General features: G+C 64.9%; 22 protein-coding genes and 3 pseudogenes. 13 read left to right on the top strand and 12 right to left on the bottom strand.

Translation table 11 applies throughout. The features are described from left to right. The first annotated feature begins 15 nt into the window (after positions 1 to 15). Both ACFLEY_RS18120 and ACFLEY_RS18115 read left to right on the top strand, forming a co-directional pair. Positions 16 to 867, top strand: coding sequence for a fumarylacetoacetate hydrolase family protein (locus tag ACFLEY_RS18120; protein WP_060912552.1), 852 nt, complete (start codon positions 16 to 18; stop codon positions 865 to 867). A gap of 46 nt (positions 868 to 913) precedes the next feature. Continuing rightward, positions 914 to 2,125, top strand: coding sequence for an ABC transporter substrate-binding protein (locus tag ACFLEY_RS18115; RefSeq protein ID WP_011088042.1), 1,212 nt, complete (start codon positions 914 to 916; stop codon positions 2,123 to 2,125). A 3-nt stretch (positions 2,126 to 2,128) separates the two neighbouring features. Here ACFLEY_RS18115 and ACFLEY_RS18110 read toward each other — a convergent pair whose 3' ends face one another. Further along, positions 2,129 to 2,971 (bottom strand): hypothetical protein, encoded by an 843-nt coding sequence (locus ACFLEY_RS18110; RefSeq protein ID WP_028171453.1) that lies wholly within the window; start codon positions 2,969 to 2,971, stop codon positions 2,129 to 2,131. A gap of 212 nt (positions 2,972 to 3,183) precedes the next feature. Between ACFLEY_RS18110 and ACFLEY_RS18105 the strand changes: the two genes are divergently transcribed. Together ACFLEY_RS18105 and ACFLEY_RS18100 are read left to right on the top strand one after the other, a co-directional pair. Further along, positions 3,184 to 4,065, top strand: coding sequence for an IclR family transcriptional regulator (locus ACFLEY_RS18105; RefSeq protein WP_060912554.1), 882 nt, complete (start codon positions 3,184 to 3,186; stop codon positions 4,063 to 4,065). 36 nt (positions 4,066 to 4,101) lie between these two features. Beyond that, a pseudogene (locus tag ACFLEY_RS18100) lies at positions 4,102 to 5,035 on the top strand (Bug family tripartite tricarboxylate transporter substrate binding protein). Between the two features lie 218 nt (positions 5,036 to 5,253). Here the strand turns inward: ACFLEY_RS18100 and ACFLEY_RS18095 are convergent. Then, on the bottom strand, positions 5,254 to 5,745 hold the full coding sequence (locus ACFLEY_RS18095) for an SRPBCC family protein (RefSeq protein ID WP_060912555.1): 492 nt from the start codon (positions 5,743 to 5,745) through the stop codon (positions 5,254 to 5,256). Continuing rightward, positions 5,745 to 6,134: a helix-turn-helix transcriptional regulator gene (locus ACFLEY_RS18090; protein ID WP_028171449.1), complete on the bottom strand. Its 390-nt coding sequence runs from the start codon at positions 6,132 to 6,134 to the stop codon at positions 5,745 to 5,747. The genes ACFLEY_RS18095 and ACFLEY_RS18090 overlap by 1 nt, the downstream gene beginning before the upstream one ends. A 327-nt stretch (positions 6,135 to 6,461) precedes the next feature. Here ACFLEY_RS18090 and ACFLEY_RS18085 point away from each other — a divergent pair. Continuing rightward, positions 6,462 to 7,516: pseudogene (locus tag ACFLEY_RS18085) on the top strand (serine hydrolase). Positions 7,517 to 7,587: 71 nt separating this feature from the next. On the opposite strand, the gene ACFLEY_RS18080 reads toward ACFLEY_RS18085, so the two are convergent. Both ACFLEY_RS18080 and ACFLEY_RS18075 read right to left on the bottom strand, forming a co-directional pair. Next, complete coding sequence (locus ACFLEY_RS18080; RefSeq protein ID WP_011088049.1) at positions 7,588 to 8,421, bottom strand: outer membrane protein; 834 nt, start codon at positions 8,419 to 8,421, stop codon at positions 7,588 to 7,590. A gap of 262 nt (positions 8,422 to 8,683) precedes the next feature. After that, a complete protein-coding gene (locus ACFLEY_RS18075) occupies positions 8,684 to 9,388 on the bottom strand; it encodes an SDR family oxidoreductase (protein WP_011088050.1) in 705 nt (234 codons plus the stop codon). Between the two features lie 100 nt (positions 9,389 to 9,488). Here ACFLEY_RS18075 and ACFLEY_RS18070 point away from each other — a divergent pair, with 100 nt between their 5' ends. Continuing rightward, entirely contained in the window at positions 9,489 to 10,331 is an 843-nt protein-coding gene (locus ACFLEY_RS18070; RefSeq protein WP_060912556.1) for a GNAT family N-acetyltransferase, read from the top strand. Here the strand turns inward: ACFLEY_RS18070 and ACFLEY_RS18065 are convergent. The 5 genes from ACFLEY_RS18065 to ACFLEY_RS18045 form a co-directional block, all read right to left on the bottom strand. Beyond that, on the bottom strand, positions 10,328 to 10,774 hold the full coding sequence (locus ACFLEY_RS18065) for a hypothetical protein (protein WP_028171445.1): 447 nt from the start codon (positions 10,772 to 10,774) through the stop codon (positions 10,328 to 10,330). The two genes, ACFLEY_RS18070 and ACFLEY_RS18065, sit on opposite strands and share 4 nt — an antisense overlap. Positions 10,775 to 11,005: 231 nt before the next feature. Continuing rightward, the gene (locus tag ACFLEY_RS18060; RefSeq protein WP_060912557.1) at positions 11,006 to 11,290 is read right to left on the bottom strand and encodes a hypothetical protein; all 285 of its coding nucleotides are present in this window, start codon (positions 11,288 to 11,290) and stop codon (positions 11,006 to 11,008) included. 12 nt (positions 11,291 to 11,302) lie between these two features. Beyond that, positions 11,303 to 11,764, bottom strand: coding sequence for a minor curlin subunit (locus ACFLEY_RS18055; protein WP_011088053.1), 462 nt, complete (start codon positions 11,762 to 11,764; stop codon positions 11,303 to 11,305). 44 nt (positions 11,765 to 11,808) lie between these two features. Continuing rightward, positions 11,809 to 12,243: a curlin gene (locus ACFLEY_RS18050; RefSeq protein ID WP_051000353.1), complete on the bottom strand. Its 435-nt coding sequence runs from the start codon at positions 12,241 to 12,243 to the stop codon at positions 11,809 to 11,811. 26 nt (positions 12,244 to 12,269) lie between these two features. Beyond that, positions 12,270 to 12,662, bottom strand: coding sequence for a curlin (locus ACFLEY_RS18045; RefSeq protein WP_011088055.1), 393 nt, complete (start codon positions 12,660 to 12,662; stop codon positions 12,270 to 12,272). 35 nt (positions 12,663 to 12,697) lie between these two features. On the opposite strand from ACFLEY_RS18045, the gene ACFLEY_RS18040 reads away from it, so the two are divergent. Beyond that, positions 12,698 to 13,198 (top strand): hypothetical protein, encoded by a 501-nt coding sequence (locus ACFLEY_RS18040; protein WP_171901290.1) that lies wholly within the window; start codon positions 12,698 to 12,700, stop codon positions 13,196 to 13,198. A gap of 90 nt (positions 13,199 to 13,288) precedes the next feature. On the opposite strand, the gene ACFLEY_RS18035 is transcribed toward ACFLEY_RS18040, so the two are convergent. Beyond that, positions 13,289 to 13,948 (bottom strand): response regulator transcription factor, encoded by a 660-nt coding sequence (locus ACFLEY_RS18035; RefSeq protein ID WP_028171442.1) that lies wholly within the window; start codon positions 13,946 to 13,948, stop codon positions 13,289 to 13,291. A 599-nt stretch (positions 13,949 to 14,547) separates the two neighbouring features. Here ACFLEY_RS18035 and ACFLEY_RS18030 point away from each other — a divergent pair. From ACFLEY_RS18030 to ACFLEY_RS18010, 5 genes and pseudogenes are all read left to right on the top strand, one after another. Continuing rightward, positions 14,548 to 15,231: an efflux RND transporter periplasmic adaptor subunit gene (locus tag ACFLEY_RS18030; protein WP_249162987.1), complete on the top strand. Its 684-nt coding sequence runs from the start codon at positions 14,548 to 14,550 to the stop codon at positions 15,229 to 15,231. A gap of 2 nt (positions 15,232 to 15,233) precedes the next feature. Then, positions 15,234 to 15,527, top strand: a pseudogene (locus ACFLEY_RS18025) (ATP-binding cassette domain-containing protein); the annotation flags it as partial. Continuing rightward, positions 15,524 to 16,747 (top strand): ABC transporter permease, encoded by a 1,224-nt coding sequence (locus ACFLEY_RS18020; protein WP_060912558.1) that lies wholly within the window; start codon positions 15,524 to 15,526, stop codon positions 16,745 to 16,747. The pseudogene ACFLEY_RS18025 and the gene ACFLEY_RS18020, both read left to right, overlap by 4 nt. A 52-nt stretch (positions 16,748 to 16,799) precedes the next feature. Further along, the gene (locus tag ACFLEY_RS18015) at positions 16,800 to 17,117 is read left to right on the top strand and encodes a response regulator transcription factor (protein WP_038967096.1); all 318 of its coding nucleotides are present in this window, start codon (positions 16,800 to 16,802) and stop codon (positions 17,115 to 17,117) included. A gap of 869 nt (positions 17,118 to 17,986) precedes the next feature. Continuing rightward, positions 17,987 to 19,846 (top strand): alkaline phosphatase family protein, encoded by a 1,860-nt coding sequence (locus ACFLEY_RS18010; protein ID WP_211433659.1) that lies wholly within the window; start codon positions 17,987 to 17,989, stop codon positions 19,844 to 19,846. 43 nt (positions 19,847 to 19,889) lie between these two features. Here the strand turns inward: ACFLEY_RS18010 and ACFLEY_RS18005 are convergent, their stop codons facing one another. Continuing rightward, entirely contained in the window at positions 19,890 to 20,462 is a 573-nt protein-coding gene (locus ACFLEY_RS18005) for a hypothetical protein (RefSeq protein WP_028171438.1), read from the bottom strand. A 392-nt stretch (positions 20,463 to 20,854) separates the two neighbouring features. Here ACFLEY_RS18005 and ACFLEY_RS18000 point away from each other — a divergent pair, with 392 nt between their 5' ends. Continuing rightward, positions 20,855 to 21,514 (top strand): peroxiredoxin, encoded by a 660-nt coding sequence (locus ACFLEY_RS18000; RefSeq protein ID WP_011088064.1) that lies wholly within the window; start codon positions 20,855 to 20,857, stop codon positions 21,512 to 21,514. The last annotated feature ends 15 nt before the right edge of the window (positions 21,515 to 21,529 follow it).

The raw sequence follows: 21,529 nt of genomic DNA, 5'->3' as shown, positions 1-21,529 counted from the left end.
TCCAAGGACACTCTCATGAAGCTGCTCTCTTTCATCGTCGACAGCCGCGCCTCTTTCGGGGCCGTCAAGGACAACGGCGTCGTCGATCTCGGCGCGCGCATGGCAGGCTGCACGACACTGCGGCAGCTGCTCGAAGCCGGTCGCGTCGCCGAGGCGGAAAAGCTCGTCGCGTCCGCCGCGCCCGATCATGCCCTCGACAAGGTCAGCTTCGCGCCCGTCATCCCCGATCCCGGCAAGATCATCTGCGTCGGGCTGAACTATCGCGACCATGTCGCTGAAACCGGACGTATCGTCACCGAGAAGCCCGCACTCTTCGTTCGCTTCCCCTGCAGCCAGGTCGGCCATCTCCAGCCGATCGTGAAGCCGAAAGTCAGCGACGATTTCGACTATGAGGGCGAGCTTGCGCTCGTCATCGGCAAGCAAGGCCGGCACATCCCCGCGAACCGCGCGCTCGACCACATCGCCGGCTATTCCTGCTACAACGAAGGCAGCATCCGCGACTGGCAGCGCCACACCAGCCAGTTCCTCTCCGGCAAGACCTTTGCAGAGAGCGGCAGCTTCGGCCCATGGCTGGTGACGGCGGACGAGATTCCCGATCCGTCAAAGCTGACCTTGCAGACCCGGCTCAACGGCACGGTGGTGCAGGACACCACCACCGATCTCCTGATCACCGCCATCCCCGGGCTGATCGCCTACATCTCGACGATCTGCCCGCTGGTCCCCGGCGACGTCATCGTCACGGGCACGCCCGGCGGCGTCGGCGCAAAGCGCACGCCGCCGTTGTGGATGCGCCCCGGCGACACCGTCGAGGTCGAGATCTCCGGCATCGGAACCTTGCGCAACAAGGTCATCGCCGAACCGGAGTGACCGCCAACGTCGCTCAATCAAAACGACAACAAAATCAGGAAACGCCATGGCCACTCACCGCACGACCTCCGCCGCTATCCTGCTGATCACGCTGGCGCTCGCAGGCACCGCCGCACGCGCCGAGATCAAAGGCGACGCCATCCGGATCGGCGTCCTCACCGACATGAACGGGATTTTCGCCACCGCCATGGGTCCGGGCTCGGTCGAGGCGGCGCGAATGGCGGCGGAGGAGTTCGGCGGCAAGATCAACGGCAAGCCCATCGAGATTTTGCAGGCCGATCACCAGAACAAGCCGGACCTTGCAGGCTCACTCGCGCGAAAATGGTTCAGCGACGGCGTGCAGGCGATCGCGGACGGTGGCAGCTCGGGCGCGGCGCTCGCGGTGCAGGAGCTGGTGCGCGGCAACGGCAGGATCTTCCTCGTCTCCGGCGCCGGCGCCAACCAGCTCACGGATGAGGCCTGCGCGCCGACCAGCGTGCAATGGACCCAGGACGCCTACTCCACCGCGACTGCCGTGGTCTCCGGCATCATGCAGACCAGCAAGGAGCCATGGTTCTTCATCACCGGCGACTACGCCTTCGGCCATTCGATCGAGGCGACCGCGCGCGCCCGCATCACCGAGCTTGGCGGCAAGGTTGCTGGCGGCGTTAAAGCCCAGCTCGGCACGCCCGACTACAGCTCGTTCCTACTCCAGGCGCAGTCCTCGGGCGCAAAGGTCCTGGCGATCAACGTCGCCGGCGACAACGCCACCGCGATCAAGCAGGCCGAAGAATTCGGGCTCGCCGCGCAGGGCATGAAGATCGTGCCGATGTCGTTCCAGAATGTCGACATCGAAGCGGTCGGCCTGAAGGCCACGCGCGGCGACCTTATCGTGACCTCGTTCTTCGAGGATATCTCGCCGGCGGCGCGGAAATTTTCCGATGCGTTCTATGCGCGCCGCAAGGCGATGCCCTCACAGATCCAGGCCGGGGTCTATTCCGCCGTACGCCACTATCTGCAGGCCATCAAGGACACCGATACGGACGACAGCGCGATCGTGATGGCCAAGATGAAGGCGACGCCAGTGTCGGATGCCTACACCACCAACGGCCGCATCCGCGAGGACCAGCGCATGGTGCACGATCTCTATCTGGTCCAGGTCAAGACGCCGGAAGAGTCGAAAGGCCCGTGGGATTTCGTCAAGCTGGTCGCGACGATCCCGCCCGACCAGGCCTTCCGCCCGCTCGACCGCAGCAAGTGCAGCCTGGTCGGCAAGTAACCCTCAGGCGAGATAGCGCGTCAGATAGCCTTCCATCGCGTAGAGCGCGCAGAGCGCCAGGCTCGACCACACCGCGGCGCTGAAATACAGGAACATCCAGGTCAGCTCGCCCTTCCAGTGCGCGATGTCGTGGGTCACCACCCAGCGGGTCGAGACGTCATGCAGGCCTTCGAGGAAGCCCAGGAACCTGCCGCCCTCGGCATGCCCTGCCCGCCAGCGGCTGAGATACATCGGCACGTCGACGGTGACGAGGAAGGCGAGGAAGCAGGCGATGCCGACGATGCCGGCGATCAGAGCCCAGCGCACTACGCCCTGGAATTCCGGCATCAGGCGGCACAGCGCGATGCCGGCGAGGAAGAAGGTCACCGCCCACAGCGAATTCTCGATCGCGTTGTAGAGATAGTTGGTGGTCACGACCGCGTACCACGAGAAACACTCCGCGATGATGATCACGGGCACGATCACCCACGCGATGTTCACGGCCGTCTCGGCACCCGTCATGGTGCCGAGCTGATGCAGGATCACCGCCCATTGCGCGGCGAAGCAGACTTCGGCCACCGTCGCGACCGAGCGGCCGACAAAGACGCTCGAGAGCCAGGTGTCGAACAGGCAGATGCGCTGCACGTCGGCGCGCGGCAGGAACGAGCGGAAGGCGCAGCCGAACACATACCCCGCGCAGAGCAGGAACATCAGCCCGATGTCGGAGCCGCCGCCGACGCTGCCCGCAACCGTCGGGTAGAACTCGCGATACAGCATGAACCAGACGAGGATGTTGGCGCTGCTGACGAGCGTGAGCGACCCCCACCACCACGCGAGGGGATTTGACCGCGCCTGCCACTGCAACATGAATCGCTCCGCTGTAATCGATGTGACATCTATTCGTAATAATCCTGTCACAGGACGCCATGGAATCACGACAAAAATCTGTGTGCGGCTCGGCTCGCGCTCGTCTTTTTTGCCCGCGGTAACGACGGAGAGCGTGTCCACATATTGGACGGAAGAGGCAAAATTGTCGAATCTATTGGACAAGCCAGCGGAGCGGGTCCATTAAAACTCCCATGGCTCGAACCGCGTCCAAACCGCCTCCCGCCTCCTCATCCGCGGCCGCAGTGCTGGCTTCGAGCGCGGATGACGCCGCGTTCGCGACGACGCTGGCAAAGGGCCTCGTGGTGCTCGAGGCGTTCAAGGCCGGAACGACGCAGCTCGGCAACATGGAGCTGTCGACGCTGACGGGGATTCCGCGGCCGACGGTGGCACGGCTGACGCATACGCTCGCCGAGCTCGGCTACCTCCGCTACGACGCCGAACGTACGAAATACCGCGTCGGGGCACGCGCCCTGCGGATGGCGCATCCGCTGCTTGCCGACATGCAGTTCCGCCAGGTCGCGCGCCCGATGATGATGGAGCTGGCGCAGAGCGTGCGCGGCACGGTCTCGATCGGCCTGCTCGACGCCACGTCGATGATCTATGTCGAGACCGCGCGCTCCGGCGATGTCGGCCCGCACGTCCCCGACATCGGCATGCCCATTCCCGTAGTGATGACGGCAATGGGCCGCGCCGCGGCGGCGACCTTGCCGCCGGCCGATGCAGTGCTGCTCGAACAGCAGATCGCAAGCGAGGATGCCGAGCTGTGGTCGGCCTTTCGCGACAGATATCGCGCCGGCCTTGCACAATGCGCCAGCCGCGGATTTTGCACCTGCTGGGGCGAGTACATGGCCTCGATCCACGCCGTCGCCGCGCCGCTGTTTCATGCAGATGAGACGAGGCGGTCGTTCTCAATCAATTGCGGCATTCCCGCGTTCCGGCTCCAGCCCGGCCAATTGGAGGCCGAGATCGGCCCGCGCATCGCCGCCCTCGCCGACAGCATCCGCGCCATCGTCGGCGCGGCAGGGCCGGCGGCCGAGACACAAAAGCAAAACAAGAAGAGGGCCAGGAAATGAACAAGACAACTGGCGCTCCACCACCGGGAGGCCAACATGACTGTCACACGCCGAACATTGCTGGGCACCCTCGCCCTTGCCCTGTCCGGGCTTCCAGTCTCCGCGCGCGCTGAGGACCTTTGGCCGTCGCACATGGTGCGGCTGATCTCGCCCTACGGGCCCGGCGGCTCCAACGACATCTCGCTGCGTCTGCTCGCCGAAGAGTTCGGCCGCAGCCTGCACCAGCAATTCATCGTCGAGAACAAGCCGGGCGCCGGCACGCGCATTGCGAACGATCTCGTCGCGCATGCGCCGGGCGACGGCTACACCATTCTCTATGTCGCGGCCCCCTATGCCACCGCCGAGGCGCTGTTCGGCAAGCTGACCTATGATCGCAAGGATCTTCGGCCGGTCGCGATGGCGGTGATCGCGCCGCTGTTCCTGATCATCAGCGCGGAAGCGCCGTTCAAGACGCTGCCGGACCTGATCGCCTACGGCAAATCGTCCGGACGGACTGACCTTCGCCTCACCCGGCGCCGGCTCGCAGCCGCATCTTGCCGGCGAGCTCCTGTTCAGGGATGCCGGCGTCAAGGGTCTCAACATCCCGTTCCGCGGTGACGCGGCGTCCTACACCGAGCTGCTCGCCGGCCGCGTCGATGCCACGCTGACCGCACTCCCGACGGCGCTGCCCTACATCCAGAGCGGCAAGTTCGCCGTGCTCGGCGTCGCCTCAAGCGAGCGCAGCCCGCTCTATCCGCAGGCTCCGACGCTGCGCGAGCAAGGCTTTCCCAACGTGATCGCCGCCGGCTGGTTCGGCTTCATGGCGCCGGCCACAACGCCGCAGCCGATCGTCGACAAGCTGCAGACCGAAGTCTCGCGCGTGCTCGCCGACCCCGCCGTGAAGGACAAGCTCACCGCCCAGGGCCTGGAAGTGCGCACCGGCACCGCCGCCGAATTCGGCCAGTTCATCGACAGCGAGACCCAGAGGTAGGCCGGATTGATCCGCGAGGCCGGGCTGAAGGGGGAGTGACAGCCGAGGTGGACGAGTGAGGGGCGCCATCGACCTCCTCTCGTCATGGCCGGGCTTGTCCCGGCCATCCACGCCTGACCGCGCGGCACGTAGAACGTGGATGCCCGGGCCTTCGCCTCGCCGGAGCGGCTTCGGCCGCGCAGGCGGGACAAGCCCGGGCATGACGACTGACGGTGCAGCTACCTCTTCAACGCGCCCACATAAGCCGCGAGCTTGTCCAGCGTCTGGTAGCCGTATTCGACGGCGCCGAAGCTGATCATGCCATCGCGCTGCTCCGTGCTCGAGGCCAGTTGCCGCATCATCAGCACGGTCTTGCCGTTGCTCTGCTCGGCGAAGGTGACGGTGAAGCGAAACATGCCGGGATCGTCGTCCCCGTCGACGCCATGGTCCATCTCCATCAAGGACGGCCGCTCGATGCGCCGAAAGCGCATGCGGTTCGGATAGACGGTGCCGTCGGGGCCGATCATGTTGAAGCGCCAGACGCCGCCCACCCGCACGTCGATCTCGAAGGTCTCGATCTTGAAACCCTTGGGCCCGAACCATTGCGGCAGGTGCTTCGGATCGGACCACGCCTCGAACACCAGATCGCGCGGCGCGTCGATCACGCGCGACATCACGATCTCGCGGTCGAGCGACCATTGCGACAAAGCGGGATTGGCAGAATTCGTCATCACTCAGAACCTTTCCGTTTGGTTGTTCGGGACGGCCGCTTGGCGGCCGCCCTCTCCTTCTCTTTCTTGAGCTTCATCACGTAAGCCTCGAACCGGTCGAGGCGCGCCTCCCAGATCGCGCGCTGCTGCTGGAACCAGTCCTCCGCGCCGACGAGCGCGTCCGGGCTGAGGCGGCAGGTGCGCACGCGGCCGGATTTCTCCGACAGGACGAGCCCGCTCGTCTCCAGCACATGGACGTGCTTCATGAAGCTCGGCAGCGCCATGTCGAAGGGATCCGCGAGCTCGCCGACGGATGCCTCGCCCATGCAGAGCCGCATCACGATCGCCCGCCGTGTCGGGTCGGCGAGCGCGGAAAAAATCTGGTCCAGTCGAGATAATTGGTTAGCCATGAAGCTAACTATAGACCCGTCGCGAACCCGCGTCAATATTTGTTAGCCGACAAGCTAAGTAAAATCCGTCGTCGACGCGGCCGTGCGCTGGATAGGCGGCTAGAAGGTTCGCTACGGAACTTCCAACGCGCGATTGTGAATTGAGGCGGGACGCGGTTTGCAGGTACGACTGGCGCCGGGGGCGTCGGCAATCTGTTCATCAAGCGCGTGTCCTCTCTTGTCACCTTACGATCTCTTTCGATCAGCCGGCGCGGCTTCGCCAGGGCGGCCCTGCTTCCGCTCGCAATCGGCCTCATCAGGCCGCGCGAGGCGGCTGCGGATTCCGACATGATCGCGCAGATGCGCGACATCGTCGCCAATGAGCTGGCGCCGACCGCGACGCCGGACCAACCGGGCGGCCTCGCCGCCGCGCTCTATGCCGGCCGCCATGTCGAGTTCTTCAACTACGGCTTTGCCGACGACACCACGCGACGGCCGGTCACGTCGGACACGTTGTTCAACCTCGGCTCGCTGCGCAAGCCGTTCGAGGCGACGCTGGTCGCGCTCGGCACGCTCCGGGGCGAGCTGCGGCTCGACGACCGCCTGCCGAAATACCTGCCCGAGCTCACCGGCGACTCTATCCGCCGCGTCACCGTCGGCGAACTCGTCACGCACACGTCGGGACTGCTGCTGCCGACCGACCACCCGCCCTGGCCGAACGAGGAGTTCTCGCGCGCACAGTTCATCGAGATGCTCAACGCCTGGAGACCGCAGTCTGGCGAGGCGCCCGGCAAGCAGCGCATCTACAGCCATGCCGGCTATGTGCTGCTCCAGCTCGTGCTCGAACGCTGTTACGGCACGCCGATCGCAACCCAGCTCGAACAGCGCACTTCAGGCCGCTCGGTATGACCGCGACCTCGGTGCCCGAACGCGGCGAGGACAACCGTGCCGTCATGGATGCAGCGTGGATGCAGCGGGTCGTCCAGGGCTATTCGGATCAGGGCATGGCCATCGGCCCGCCCGGCAACCAGCAGAGCTATTTCGATTTCCCCGGCACCGGCCAGATATTCTCTTCGCCGCGGGATCTTTCGACCTTCGTTGCGGCCTGCGTCGATGGCCACTCGGTCGACCCGCATTTGCGCGAGGCGCTGAGGATGACGCAGCACGAGACCTTCCGCGTCGACGAGAAATTCGGGCAAGGCATGGCGTGGGAGACGGTGCATCTTCCCGAGGCCACCGTCGTCGACAAGCCAGGCGGCCTCAACAACGCCTCCGGCTATCTCGGCCTCGTGCCGGCGCGGCGGATCGGCATCGTGCTGCTGGCCAATCGCGGCGAATATCCGCACGAGATCGCGCGCTACAGGATCCTGCCCGCGCTGGCGAAGCTCGTGGCCTCGCACTGAAGCCGGCCCTCGAAACAGAAAGCCCCGGCTGAGCCGGGGCTTTCCACGCCAGATTCGGAACGGGATGAAGCTCAGTATCTGGCGACGACAGGTCCGCCGAACTTGTAGTTCACGCCGACGCGGACGATGTTCGACTTGAGATCGACCGAGTGGGTGTAGACGTTGCTCGGAAATGCGATGGCCGGCACGAAGGCAGCAAGGTTCGTGCTGGTCGCGCTGGCGCGTCCGAGATCGACATAGAGATATTCGGCCTTGAGCGACCAGCCGCCGCCGAACGCATATTCGGTGCCCACGCCCGCGGTCCAGCCGAGACGCGTGTCGCGGATCGCGCTCGACTCGGTTGCTCCCGCAAACGTGTCGGTGAAGTTAAAATTGCCCTTGACCTCCGCGATCGCGGCGCCGCCCGTGGCGTAGAGCAGCCAGGTCGGAGCGGCCAGGAAGCCGATACGGCCGCGGATGGTCGCGAGCCAGTCGGCCGAGACCGACGACGACACCGTAAAGCCGGTCGGCGCGCAGCAGGGATAAAGCGCCGAACCGGTCGCACTGCCCTTGAAGCCGAAATAGTTGATGTCGCCTTCGAGGCCGAGCACGGCATGGTTGACCTGCCAGTTGTAGCCGGCGGTGAAGCCGCCGGTCACGCTGGAGCTGTTGATGCCCTGGGCGCCGACCGTGTTGATGGCGGGAACGCTGCTGGCGGCGAAATAGCCCGTCGGAGAAAACACGGTCGAGGTGCTGGGATCGGAGCTGCCCCACTGCCCGCCGACATTGCCGCCGACGTAAAATCCGGTCCAGTTGTAAGCCGGCGCCATCATCGGCGCCTTGGTGTAATGCGCCGCGAGGTCGGCCGCCTGCACCGATGCGGTGCCCAAAACAACCGAAGCGACCGCCAGCAAAAACTTCTTCATTCTAGCCACGCGATCAGCTCGCGTTTCGAATGCGCGCGGGCGGAAGGCATCCGGCGCAGATCGGGCATAGGCCGCCGGCCCCATGCCGTCTTGGGCTGCGGCGAAGTTCATAGGGACTGTGACGTAGTGTGCGCCCCACGTCGTGCGAACGGACGAGGAGTGTGACCCAAGAGCCACGCCTCGCCCTTCATCCGTGGCGCGCTACGCGCGCCGGTGTCGCATCACGACAAGGCGGCGCGAGCGCGATTCGAATCTTCCGGCGTCAGACCGAACGCGTCAGCCCACCGTCCACACGGATGTTCTGGCCGGTGATGTAGGCCGCGCCGTCGGACGCCAGGAACGCGATCGTCGCCGCGATCTCCTCGACCTTGCCGTAGCGCTTCATCGGCACGCTGTCGCGGCGCGCATCTAGCTGCGGCAGGCTATCGATCCAGCCCGGCAGAACGTTGTTCATGCGGATGTTGTCGGCGGCATGGGTGTCGGTGAAGATTTTGGTGAAGGCGGCAAGGCCCGCGCGGAACACCGCCGAGGTCGGAAACATCGCGCTCGGCTCGAATGCCCAGGCGGTCGAGATATTGATGATGGCGCCAGCCTTCTGTGCCTGCATCACCGGCGTCACCAGCCGGGTCGGCCGGATCACGTTGAGCAGATATGTATCGAGGCCGGTGTGCCACTGCTCGTCGGTAATCTCCGTGATCGGCGCGCGCGGTCCGTGGCCCGCACTGTTGACGAGCACGTCGATACGCCCCCACTTCGCCATCGCGCCGTCGACGAGGCGCTTCAGATCTTCATTCGACTTGTTGGAGCCGGTGACGCCAAGCCCGCCGAGCTCGGCCGCCAGCGCCTCGCCCTTGCCGGAGGACGACAGGATCGCGACGCGGAAGCCGTCGGCCGCGAGCCGCCGCGCAGCCCCTGCCCCCATGCCGCTGCCGCCGGCGGTGACGAGTGCGACTTTCTCTGCTGCCATGACTGATCATCCCTGTCTTGAGGCGAGCCGCGGGCCCGGCCTATCATGAGGCCTTCTACCGCCAGACTTGCCGGCAGGTCCACCGTCGAAGGCATCCGTGATGAGCGATTTGCAGATCCGCAATTTGCGGCCCGAGGAGATTTCGATCGCCGTCGACTGGGCCGCGGCCGAGGGCTGGAATCCGGGCCTCGCCGACGCCGCCTGCTTCGCAATATCAGATGCGCAAGGTTTCTTCGTCGGCGAGATCGACGGCGAGCCGGTCGCGACCGTCTCCTGCGTCAATTACGACGACCGCTTCGCCTTTCTCGGCTTCTACATCGTGCGTGAAAGTTTTCGCGGTTCCGGCCACGGCCTGCGCATCTGGAATGCGGCGATCGCGCATGCGCGCCCCCGCGTGATTGGCCTCGACGGCGTCGTGGCGCAGCAGGACAACTACAGAAAGTCCGGCTTCCAGCTTGCCTACGCCAATATCCGCTATGGCGGCATCGTCGCCGCGCCGCCAGGGCCGCCCACTGACCTCGTCGCACTCGACACGATCCCGTTCGCGCTCGTCGAAGCCGACGACGCCACGGTGTTCCCAGCGCCGCGCAGCGCCTTCCTGCGCGCCTGGATCAACACATCAGGACATGTCGGCCGCGCGCTGCTGCGTGATGGCAAGCTTGCCGCATGGGGCGTGATCCGCCGGTGCCGGAGCGGCCACAAGATCGGCCCGCTCGTCGCCGATGATCGCGCCGCGGCCGCAGCGGTCGTGCAGGCGTTGCTGGCGAGTGCGGGCGACGGCGAAGTCTTCCTCGATGTCCCCGCCGTCAATCGCGAGGCCATCGCGCTCGCGGAACAGCTCGGCCTCAAGCCGGTGTTCGAGACGGCGCGGATGTACACGGGGCCGATCGCGCCGCTGCGGATCGACCGCGTCTTCGGCGTGAGCAGCTTTGAGCTGGGCTAGTAGCACCGCATGATGTTGACGGTGTGCTCGCCGCCGCCGCGGCCGGGCACCGTCACCTGCTCCGTCGGGCAGCTCGGCACGTAGGGCCGATCGGACGGCACCACGTTCGGCGGGAAGCGATGCGTCCAGTCCCAGGGAACGTCATAGGTATAGGTGTAGCGCACGTCGTTGGAGAGCGGCTGCCCGGCGTCGGCGAAGGGCTGGCCGTAGCCCGCGCCGTCGTAGAAGAACCCGCCGCCGCCCGGCCAATAGACCCACGGCGTGTTGCGGCCGCGGAACCGGGCACCCGGCGCGATCGGCGGACGCATTGCCGCAGTCGGCGGCGCCGCAGCGAGCCCATGCGCAGCAACGCCGCCGGGTCTTGAAAAACTGTCGCTGGAAGAAAGGAGCAGCGCGGCTGCGCTGAGCGAGGCGAGCAGCGCCCCATATGATCTGGACATCATGATACGCACCAACTCGTTTGGCTTCGGCGGCTCCCCACCACACGCTAGGCCGGGCTGTCGCCCACCCGCAAACGTATAGTTAATTGTTGGTTAAGACACGGGATTAACGGGGAACAAGGTGCGGCAGAACGCCCGGAAGTCCCGGCCTGTTTCAGCGACGTCGTTCCGGCCAACGCGGGTGGCCCGTCGTCCTTTCAGGGACGATGGGCCTCTCTGCGTCAGCAGGACGTGTCAGTGGTCTTGCTGGTGCTTGCGCAGCCAATCGAGCATGTCCTGCGCATTTCCGGTGCCCTGCGTCACGATCGCGGTGTTTCCGCCGCTGCGCCGGTACACCGTGGTGCGCCCGGGCTCTTTCTCGATCCTGACCTCGGCCTGCGCGGGATCGCCGCTTTGCGTGATCGCCGCCGTCCCGTTTTCGTCCTGGACCACCGTGGTGTGACCGTCGCCGGCCCCGGCCGGCGCCATCGCAACCACGCCCATGAATCCTATTCCGGATGCGAGCAGAAGCAACCTCATGTCATCCCTCCATCATCGGCCGAACTGGAAGATCGCCAGCCAGTTGAAACGTCCGAACTGCCTCACCGCTCCCGAGTTCATGTCGCCGATCTGAAGCAGGAGCGCATTGGTGGAATTGCCGATCTGGGTGATGTCGGCGGTGTTGCTGAGGCCGGACTGACCGACCGCCGCGTTGGTGGTGCCGCCCATCTGGATCACGTTGGCATAGTTGCGCGTGCCGTTCTGGATGATGGTCGCATCCACCGTTCCCGATCCGCCGATCTGGATCACCCGCGCGATATTGACGCGGCTGTTCTCCTCGATCGTGACAGGCTGAACGTCGTTGCCGAATTGCACGATCGTCTCGATGCTCACGTTCGGGTTCGTCACGCTGCGCTGGATGGATCCGGCCGACGCCTGCGTCGCCGCGCCGATGGCGGCAAGCAACGCCGCCACGGCCAGAACCCGCTTCGAGACCTCTCTGCCGCTCCGCATCGCGCTTCCCCGCTGGTTCCCGACGCCGATGAGTTCGCGCGTCTTTACGGACCGGTCTGGACGATCGTCGACGTATTGACCGTGCTGAACTGCGCCACCGTGCCCGTGTTCATGGCGCCGAGCTGCGACACGAGACTGGTCGCCGACTGGCCGGTCTGGCCGACGAAGGCGAAATTGTTCATCCCGGCCTGCCCGACCGACGCCGAATTCGTCCCGCCGAATTGCAGGACGCCCGTGGCATTGTTGGTGCCGTTCTGGACAACGGTCGCGCTGGTGCTGCCGCCGACCATGAACACGCCCGCCATGTTGAGCTGACTGTTCTGGTTCAGCACGACCGGCGGTCCGCCGACCGACACGATGGTCTTGATGTCGGCGGTCTGGGCGCCGGCTGATCCGGCGCCGGCGCAGCACAAGGCGAACATTGCGGCGCAGCTGCTTGCCAAGAGGCGTTTCGAGAGGCGTTTCGAGAGACGTTTCATGACGTGCCTCACCACTTCAGAATTGCTCACGGAGTCTGCTGGAGAATCGTCGAGCCGTTCAGGATGCCGAGCTGCCCGACGCCTGCCGTGTTGTTCGCGCCGATCTGACCGATCAGGCTCGAATTGGAGCCGCCGACCTGGCCGGTCAGCGCCGTGTTGGACGCCGTCGCGGTGGTGCCGCCCTGCCCGGTCACCGCGGTGTTGACGGTGAGGAGCGAGCCTGTCTGCAAGGTGGTCGCCGTATTGGTCGCACCGAACTGCAACGTCGTGGCGTTGTTGCTGGTCGAGCCCGTCTGCGAGATGAAGGAGCTGTTGGTCGTGCCGAACTGCAGCACGCTGGCCGAGTTGCCGGCCTGGGCATCGACGGTGGTCAGGGCACTGAGCGCGATGGCCGTCGCAACGAGATAGGTGATCCGCATGTCATGTTCCTCCGCGAGAATTGGCCGGACGCGCCGTGACGCATCCGGCCGACGAGATGGTTCAGTGCGCCGTCTGCGAGACGGTGCTCGTGTTGATGCCGAAGCTGAGCTGGCCGACGCTGGCGGAGTTGTTCTGGAGCGCGGGCGGCCCGAACGAATTCTGGGTGATCGCGCTGCCGTTGTTGCCGAAGGCCACCTGGCCGGTGGTCGCCGAGTTCTGCACGCCGGCCTGGTTCACAGTGCTGACGTTGTTGAGCGACGGCGAGCTGGTGCCCTGCATGGTGGACGCACCGTTCAGGATGCCGATCTGGGTCGTCGACGAACTGTCGTTGGTGAGGCCGTTCTGCGTGACGCTCGAACCGTTCACCAAGCCGACCTGCACCGTGGTCGAAGTATTGGCGGCCTGGGCCGCGGAAGACAGAGCGAGCACGGCAACGGAAGCAAAAAACAATTTGCGCATGGAGTATCCCTTTCTGGCCAAGTTGTCTGACTGGTTTCGGATGCTGGTCCTGAATGCGACCGACATCGTGGGATGACTCTGAACCGATCGCGGCGATCGCGACAGACTGCAGTTCATGCTAATCGGTACGGACTAGACGAAGCGCTGCATGTCGCCACGCGCAGCCTCAGGTTTGCGGCTGTCCTGCACCGGAGCGCGCCGTCTCCGCTTCGCGTCCCATGCTGTCGATCAGCCGCGCCACCTCGATCGGCGAACGCAGCTCCAGCTTTCGCATCATCCGGGCGCGATGGACCTTCACCGTCACTTCGCTCACGCCAAGCCTCGCCGCGATCTGCTTGGCGACAAGCCCCTCGGCCATCAGCAGCATGATCTCGCGCTCCCTCGCCGTCAGCGTCTCGATGCGCAGCCGGGCCTCGCGCACGGCGTATTCGCGTTCCATCCGCCTGCGGTCGCGCTCGATGCCATGCCTGATCGCATCGAGGATCTCCTGCTCGCGAAAGGGTTTTGGCAGAAACTCGACCGCGCCGCGCTTCATCGCCTCGACCGAGACACGGACGTCTGAGTGGCCGCTGATGAAGACGATCGGAATCGGCACGCCCGTCTCGGCGAGCCGGCGCTGCAGCTCGAGGCCGGTCGGCGAGGTCCCGGGAAAGCGAACGTCGAGCACGAGGCACGAAGGCCCGCCGGAAAGTCTCTCCGCGAGAAATTCGTCGGTCGACGCAAACAATCTCACCTGGTGTCCGGTCTCCTCGCAGAGACTTCCAATCGCAGTTCGAATCTGAACCTCGTCGTCAACGACGTAAACGGTGGCTTGACCTGAGCTCATGGCAGACGGACTCCCCGGCTTGGGGCTCGATGAGCAAGCAGCGAGCCATCCATTCTTCTTGCAAGCGAGAACAAGGTGCTTGGTTGAATTCGCGGGGATCGAACGAATGGCGTCGGTCCACCGGTTCGACGTCTTAGGGCCAACACTCCGTGAAGACGAGTGAAGGCGTTCACATATCGGGCTTCGTGATTGCAGAGATTCGATCTCGCCACCGGCGGCATCACGGCGAGGCGCGTTATCGCGAATGAAGCAATCCGACGTCGTCGCCGCGGTATCGCCGACTGCGTCATGGCGTCGCCACCCATACGCCGACTTGAACGCCGGCGACTGGCCGCATCGGCCAGATCATACGGGACGTTCAGTCAGCCTATCGAGTTCGATACCGCGCGCAACCTTTGGTATACGCCGGGTATACATTTCACGCAAATCACGAAAAGTCGCACCCCCGCACTTTACTTCTGGATCGCTCAGCGCACCCGACCGTCGCCCCGGCAACGACGACATACTGACGATCGATATTGCTTTTGACAATTTACAACCATAGCGCGATCTCGCTCCGCGCCGCCAACGAAGCCATTTCAAGCAGGCGAGTTTTTGATATGCGATTTGTGCCAATTATTGCCGTGCTTGGAACTGCATGCGGCCTTGCCGCGGTCTTCGCCGCGGAGCCGGCCGTCATCGCCGGCGCCGCCGGGAGCGCGGCAGACACGGCGGCTCACGCCTACGACTCGACGAAACGGCTGCTCGTGCCCGGCGGGCGCGAAGCTTCGGCCTTCGGGTCGGATGCGCCGATGTTCCGCTATGCCGCGATCCAGCGCGGCAGCATCGAGCAGACCGTCACCGGCGCGCTGCAGCCGGTCAAGACGATCGAGGTCGGTTCCCAGCTGTCCGGGCAGCTCGCCCGGGTCTATGTCGACTTCAACGACACCGTCGCCAAGGACCAGCCGCTCGCCCTGATCGATCCGCGCAGCTTCGCGGCCAAGGTCGACGAAGCCAGGGCTTCCCTGGCGGTCGCCAATTCCCTGGTCGACATCGCGCGCGCCAAGCTCGATCGCGCCAGGATCGATCTGCAGAACGCCAGGGGCAGCCGGGACGTGCTCGCCGCCAAGCTCGAGAGCGCGCAAGCCGTCAAGGCCTCGGCGCAGAGGACCCTGCAGCGCAAGCTGGCGCTGCAGTCGCAGAACGTGGTGGCGACGACGACGGTCGACGACGCGCAGACCGAGTTCACGGCACGGCTGGCCCAGGAGCGCGAGGCCGAGGTCCTGATGTCGCTCAATTCCTAATTCCGCGGCAGCTCTCGGGCGGCGAGCAGCAGCGCGTCGCGATCGCGCGTGCACTGATCGCCTCTCCGCTGATCGTGCTCGCCGACGAGCCGACCGGCGCGCTCGACAGCCGCACCGGCGCCGAGATCCTGGCGCTGTTCGCCGCGCTCAACCGGACCGGCCAGACCATCGTGATGATCACGCACGACCCAGGCATCGCGACGCGGTGCCGGCGCACGATCCGCCTGCACGACGGCGAGCTCGTCAGCGACGAGACGGTGGCCCCGCTGCTGCCGAAACGGAGCGCTGTGTCATGACGATGCTCCAGGGCTTTCAGATCGCCCTGCACGCCTTGCGCCTCAATACATTGCGCAGCTTCCTCACCATGCTCGGCATCGTGATCGGCGTCGCCTCGATCGTGACGGTGTTTGCGATCGGGTCCGGCGCGCAGCTTCGCCTCCAGGAGCAGATCCGCTCGATCGGCGCCAACGTGCTGATGATCACGCCGGGCGCGGTCTATCAGGGCGGCGTGCGGCTCAAGGACGGCAGCAAGCTGACGATGACCGAGAGCGACGTGCAGGCCATCATCGAGCAGATTCCGGAGATCCAGGCCGCGGCCGGCTCGATCGCCGGAACGGCGCAGGTCATCCACGAGAGCAAGAACTGGAATACGACCATCAACGGCACGACGACCGGTCACTTCATGGTGCGCGACTGGCAGCTCGCGGCCGGGCGCTATTTCTCCGGCACCGAAGAGACCGGTGCCGGCAAGGTCGTGATCCTCGGCAGCACCGTCGCGCGCGAGCTGTTCGCGCCCGGCGACGATCCGATCGGCGCGCAGATCAGGATCATGAAGGTGCCGCTCGAAGTCGTCGGCGTGCTCGATCGCAAGGGCCCGGCGCAGGACGACGTCGCTTTCGTCCCCCTCACCACGGCCAAGCTGCGCTTCCTTGGCAGCGCGAGCAACATCAACCGGGATTCGGTCGCCTACATCATCGCCAAGGTGGCTGCGGACAGTCAGATGGCGGGCGCGCGATCGGAGATCGAAAGCCTGCTGCGGCAGCGCCACCGCATCCCCGCCGGCCAGGAGGACGACTTCAAGGTCCAGGATCCGGCCGCCGCCATGGAAGCGCAGCAGGGCGCGATCCGCACCGTGGCGCTCCTGCTCGTCGCCATCGCCTCGGTCTCGCTGCTCGTCGGCGGCATCAGCATCATGAATGTCATGATCGTGTCGGTTACGGAGCGCACGCGGGAGATCGGAATCCGCCGCGCGCTTGGCGGCCGGATGCGGGACATCAGACTCCAGTTCCTCTGCGAGGCACTCGTCCTCTGCCTGCTCGGCGGCGCCATCGGGGTTGCCGGCGGCATCACACTCTCGATGACCGTCGCCCGTATGGCCGGATGGATCACCTCGATCGACGGCGAAGCGATCGGCCTTGCCCTCGTCTTCTCGATCGCGACCGGCCTGATCTTCGGTTTCTACCCCGCCCACAAGGCATCCAGGCTGAGCCCGATCGAGGCGCTCAAGACGGAGTGAGAAGATGCCGGGGGGCTGCCACGTCAACCAGAAGACCAGGGAGGAGCCAGTCATGAGCCCGGATCCGAAGGATTCGATTACACCGACGCCGCGCGAACGTGAGCTGATGATGTTGATCGCGCGAGGCATGCAGAACAAGAACATCGCCTACGAGCTCAAGATCTCGGAGAACACGGTGCGGGCGCATATCGGCAACATCATGCGCAAGTACCGTCTCCAGAACCGGACCCAGATCGCGATCATCTATGCGCTCAAGACGGCCCCGCTCTCGCTGCGGCGCGATCGGACCAGGAGCGGAGCCGACCCGGCGTCCGTCAAGCCGGCACAGGCCCTCGCGCAGACTCCGCGGGTGACGACCGCGCCGGAATAAGTGTCCCGGCACAACCCCTTGTGCACCCCGTCGGGCAAGACACTCAAGACCGGGGTCAAGCGACCGGCATCAAATAATTCTATTTATTAGAATTCGGATTTTTGTTAGACATTTTTCACTCCGGCCCAAGGAAGAGGGGCGTATCGCGATCGTCACGACACGCGGGCCGGGCAGCGGTGGACGCAGGTTTCACTGGCGCGAAGGCTTCGCAGGGCGGAGAGCCGTGAGCGAAAAGCGTCGCGCGCACGACCGGTGCAGCTTGCGTACGGCAAAATCGTGTGGTCCTGACGCCCGGGGTCTGTGCGTCAAGCCTTGCGGTGATGTTGCGGCCCGACCGGGTACGCGCATCAGCCATCCGCAGGGCGACGGGGGCAATAGTGCATCGCTCCCCGGGGAGCTCACGACATAAGCCGTTCCAACCATCCGCGCAGGGAAGGCCGGGATGTCTCCGGTTGCCCTGTTTCCCGCTGTGCATTGTAGCGCAACCTGCTCTTGGCATAGCGGTCAATGGGAGCCAGCCGGCTCCCGGCCTTCCCTGCGCCCTCTTTCATTGATGAGGGTGAAGTGACAAAGCAGAACTCGGGCGAAACAAGCCGCGAGGATGCGGAGGTGTGTCTGCGGGGTTGTAGGATGGGTAGAGCGAAGCGAAACCCATCACCTTTCGTCTACGGGGAAGCATGATGGGTTTCGCAAGTGCTCTACCCATCCTACGAGCTGCGTCGCGTCCGGGACACGAGGGTGTTGCCGCCCCCCTCCCCATCCCTCTTGCACTAGTAACAGGCCTTGTAACAAAACTGTCATCCAGCAAAACTAAACGAAGGCCGGGGCCGCGGTCGCGGCCTTGCCGCCTCACCGTTAGGAGAGATTTGATGCGCCGTTCACTGGTGTTGCTGTCCGCCGGACTGACAGTGCTGTCCACCGGACTTTCCGCTGGACTTGCCTCCGCCCAAAACAACACCCCCCGCAACCTCATCCTGTTCATCCCGGACGGGCTGCGCGCGCTGAAGGTCACCCCTGAAACGGCGCCCGCGATGGCCGAGGTGCGCGACAAGGGCGTCAACTTCAAGAACCCGCATTCCCTCTTCCCGACCTTCACCATGGCCAACGGCTCGGCGATGTCGACCGGCCATTATCTCGGTGACACCGGCGTGTTCTCCAACACGATCTGGACCAACTACACCTCCGTCCCCGCCGGTGACACCGTGGTCCCCTTCATCGAGAACGACGCCGTGCTCGGCGACATCGACGAGCATTTCAAGGGCGACTATCTCAACGAAGAGACCATTCTGAAAATGGCCCGCGACAAGGGGCTGAGCACGGCGGCGATCGGCAAGGTCGGCCCGACCTACCAGTTCGACCACACCGACAAGCCCGAGAAGCCCGGCCTGCATTCGGTCGTGTTCGACGACTCAACCGGCGGCAAGAACGGCGTGGCGCTGTCGGACGAGGTGAAGGCGGCGCTGACCAAGGCCGGCCTGCCCCTTGCGACGCCCCCGCGCGGCGACAACAGCAAGGCCGGCGATGCCAAGACGCCCGGCACCACCGTCGCCAATGTCGCGCAGCAGGCCTATTTCGCCGACGTCGCCGCCAAGGTGGTGCTGCCGATGTTCAAGGCGCGCAACAAGCCGTTCGTCCTGGTGTTCTGGTCGCGCGACCCTGACGGCAGCCAGCACAACACCGGCGACAGCCTCAACCAGATCATGCCCGGCATCAACGGGCCGACCTCGATGGCCGGCATCAGGAACGCCGACAACAACCTCGCCCAGCTCCGCAAGGCGCTCGACGAGCTCGGGCTCGCCGCCTCGACCAACATCATCATCTCGGCCGACCACGGCTTCTCGACGATCTCCAAGGAAAGCAAGACCAGCCCGTCGGCCAAGGTCAGCTATGACGACACGCCGAAGGACTTCTTGCCGATGGGCTTTTTGGCGCTCGACCTTGCAAAAGCGCTCGATCTGCCGCTGTTCGACCCCAACGACAAGAATGCGAAGGTCGAGGGCAACAAGCATCCCAAGGCCGGCAACGGCGTGCTCGGCAAGGATCCGGAGAAGCCCGATCTCGTCGTCGCCACCAATGGCGGCTCGGACCTGGTCTACCTGCCGAGCAAGGACAAGAAGCTCGCGGCGAAAACGATCAAGGCCCTGCTCGAGCAGGACTACGTCTCCGGCCTGTTCGTCGACGACCAGCTCGGCCGCTTCCCCGGCACGCTGCCGCTGTCGAGCCTCAACCTGCGCGGCAAGTCGGCGACGCCGACGCCGTCGATCGTCGTCAACTTCCGCTCCTATGCCAGCGATTGCGGCGAGGCGCCGACCAACTGCTCGGTGCAGGTCGCCGACACCGTGCTGCGCCAGGGCCAGGGCATGCATGGCAGCTTCAGCCGCGGCGACACCATGAACTTCATGGCCGCGATCGGACCGGATTTCAAAGCCGGCTATGTCAGCCTGATCCCGGTCAGCAATGCCGACGTCGGCATGACGGCCGCCCAGCTGATGGGCCTGCGCGGCGCACACAACGGCGGCCTGATCGGCCGCGTGATGTCGGAGGCCCTGCCCAACGGCATCGTGCCATTCAAGGGCGTCGAGAAGTCGAAGATGTCCGAGAACGGCCTTCAGACCGTGCTCAACCTCCAGCGCGTCGGCAGCCAGCGCTATTTCGACGCCGCCGGCTTCCCGGGCCGCACGCTCGGGCTCGAACCGGACGCCGGCAAACAAAAAACGGCGGGGAAATAACCCCGCCGCTCAATAGCGTCGTCCTCATGAGAGGCGCGTGAAGCTACATGCCGATGTCGAACACGTTCGGCAATTGGCCCGCCAGAGGCAGCGCGGTGGCGCCCAGGAAGGTCGCCACCATCGCCATCAGGCGACGATTGTTCTGGCGCTTGCCGCGCATCTGGCCGGCGATCCACTCCAGCATCTCGCTGTTGACCTTGGAGGCATAGGACGGCGCCCAGCTCTCGATCTCGGTGTCGGCCGACAGCGCGACGCTGCGCGGCGGCACCTTCAGGCCCGAGGCGCTTGCGGCGTAGTGGGCCACGGCCTTGGCAAGCAGGTCGTCGAACCGGCCGCCGTCGGTGCGCTCGGTCGCGGCCTCGTTGATCTCGAACAGCGTCTCGGCTTCGGCGCGGCTGACCGGCTGGTCGTTGACGGCGGTGGCGGTCAGGATGCGCGTGCACCAGGCGGTGTCATCGGCATCGAGCGAGCGGGAGAAGTGCACCCGCCCCTTGGTGGTCGGGCCTTCGCCCGTGATCACGCCGTCGCGCACGATGGAGAGAGCATGAGCCGCGGTATCGCGGCAGGACGGTTCGAGGGACGGCGACTCAACAGACTTAGGCGCAGCGGCAGACATAGTTCACTTCCAGATTTCTTCTGACCGACCAGCATTTTCATGCGGGCGTAAAGAGGTGGTTAATGATTCGATACGGAGATCGCGACTTTTCTCAATGGTTGCCGATTAGTCGCTATGAGAACCATTTCGGTTCCGGAGAGCGTCGGGCGGGCGTGATGCGGGTCATAAAAGGCTTTATCGGGGCAATCGAGACCGTGAGGCCCCGGTGGAGATGTTTCGCCGCAGGTGCCGCTGTAACAGAAAAGTGCTAGGAGATCGGCTCTTCAGAGAAGGAATTCACATTTTACTTCAAGCGGTTCAGTCAACGTTCACTTAGCCTCGCCAAGCCCCTATACTGACGGCGACGGCCAAAGACCAATTCTCAAGCAAATTCAATGTGATGAGGTAGAACCATGACACTTCCGATCGGCACCACCGCCCCCGACTTCGAAGCTGAGACGACCGAAGGGAAGATCAAGTTCCACGATTGGATCGGCAACAGCTGGGCACTGCTGTTCTCGCACCCCAAGGACTTCACGCCGGTTTGTACGACCGAGCTCGGCGCACTGGCAAAGCTGAAGCCGGAATTCGACAAGCGCGGCGTCAAGCTGATGGGCCTCTCGGTCGATCCGGTCGATCGCCACGCGAAGTGGTCTGAGGACATCAAGGAGACGCAAGGGGCGGCTCCGAACTATCCGATGATCGGCGACACCGACTTCAACGTCTCCAAGCTCTACGAGATGCTGCCGGCCTCGACCTCGGGCGATCCCCTCACCCGCACGCCGGCCGACAACCAGACCGTCCGCAACGTCTTCATCATCGGGCCGGACAAGAAGATCAAGCTGGTGCTGGTCTATCCGATGACGACGGGGCGGAACTTCCAGGAGATCCTGCGCGTCGTCGACTCGCTCCAGCTCACCGCCAAGCATCGCGTCGCGACCCCGGCCGACTGGACGCAGGGCGAGGACGTGATCATCGCAGGCTCGGTCTCCAACGACGAGGCCAAGACGATCTACCCGCAGGGCTGGAAAGAGCCGAAGCCCTACATCCGGATCGTGCCGCAGCCTAAGTGACTTTTGGCGGTCGCG

Source organism: Bradyrhizobium sp. YCK136, assembly GCF_044570075.1.
Classification (GTDB): domain Bacteria; phylum Pseudomonadota; class Alphaproteobacteria; order Rhizobiales; family Xanthobacteraceae; genus Bradyrhizobium; species Bradyrhizobium diazoefficiens.
The sequence above is the reverse complement of the archived record's forward strand: the minus strand, read 5'-3'. Positions and strand labels throughout refer to the sequence as shown.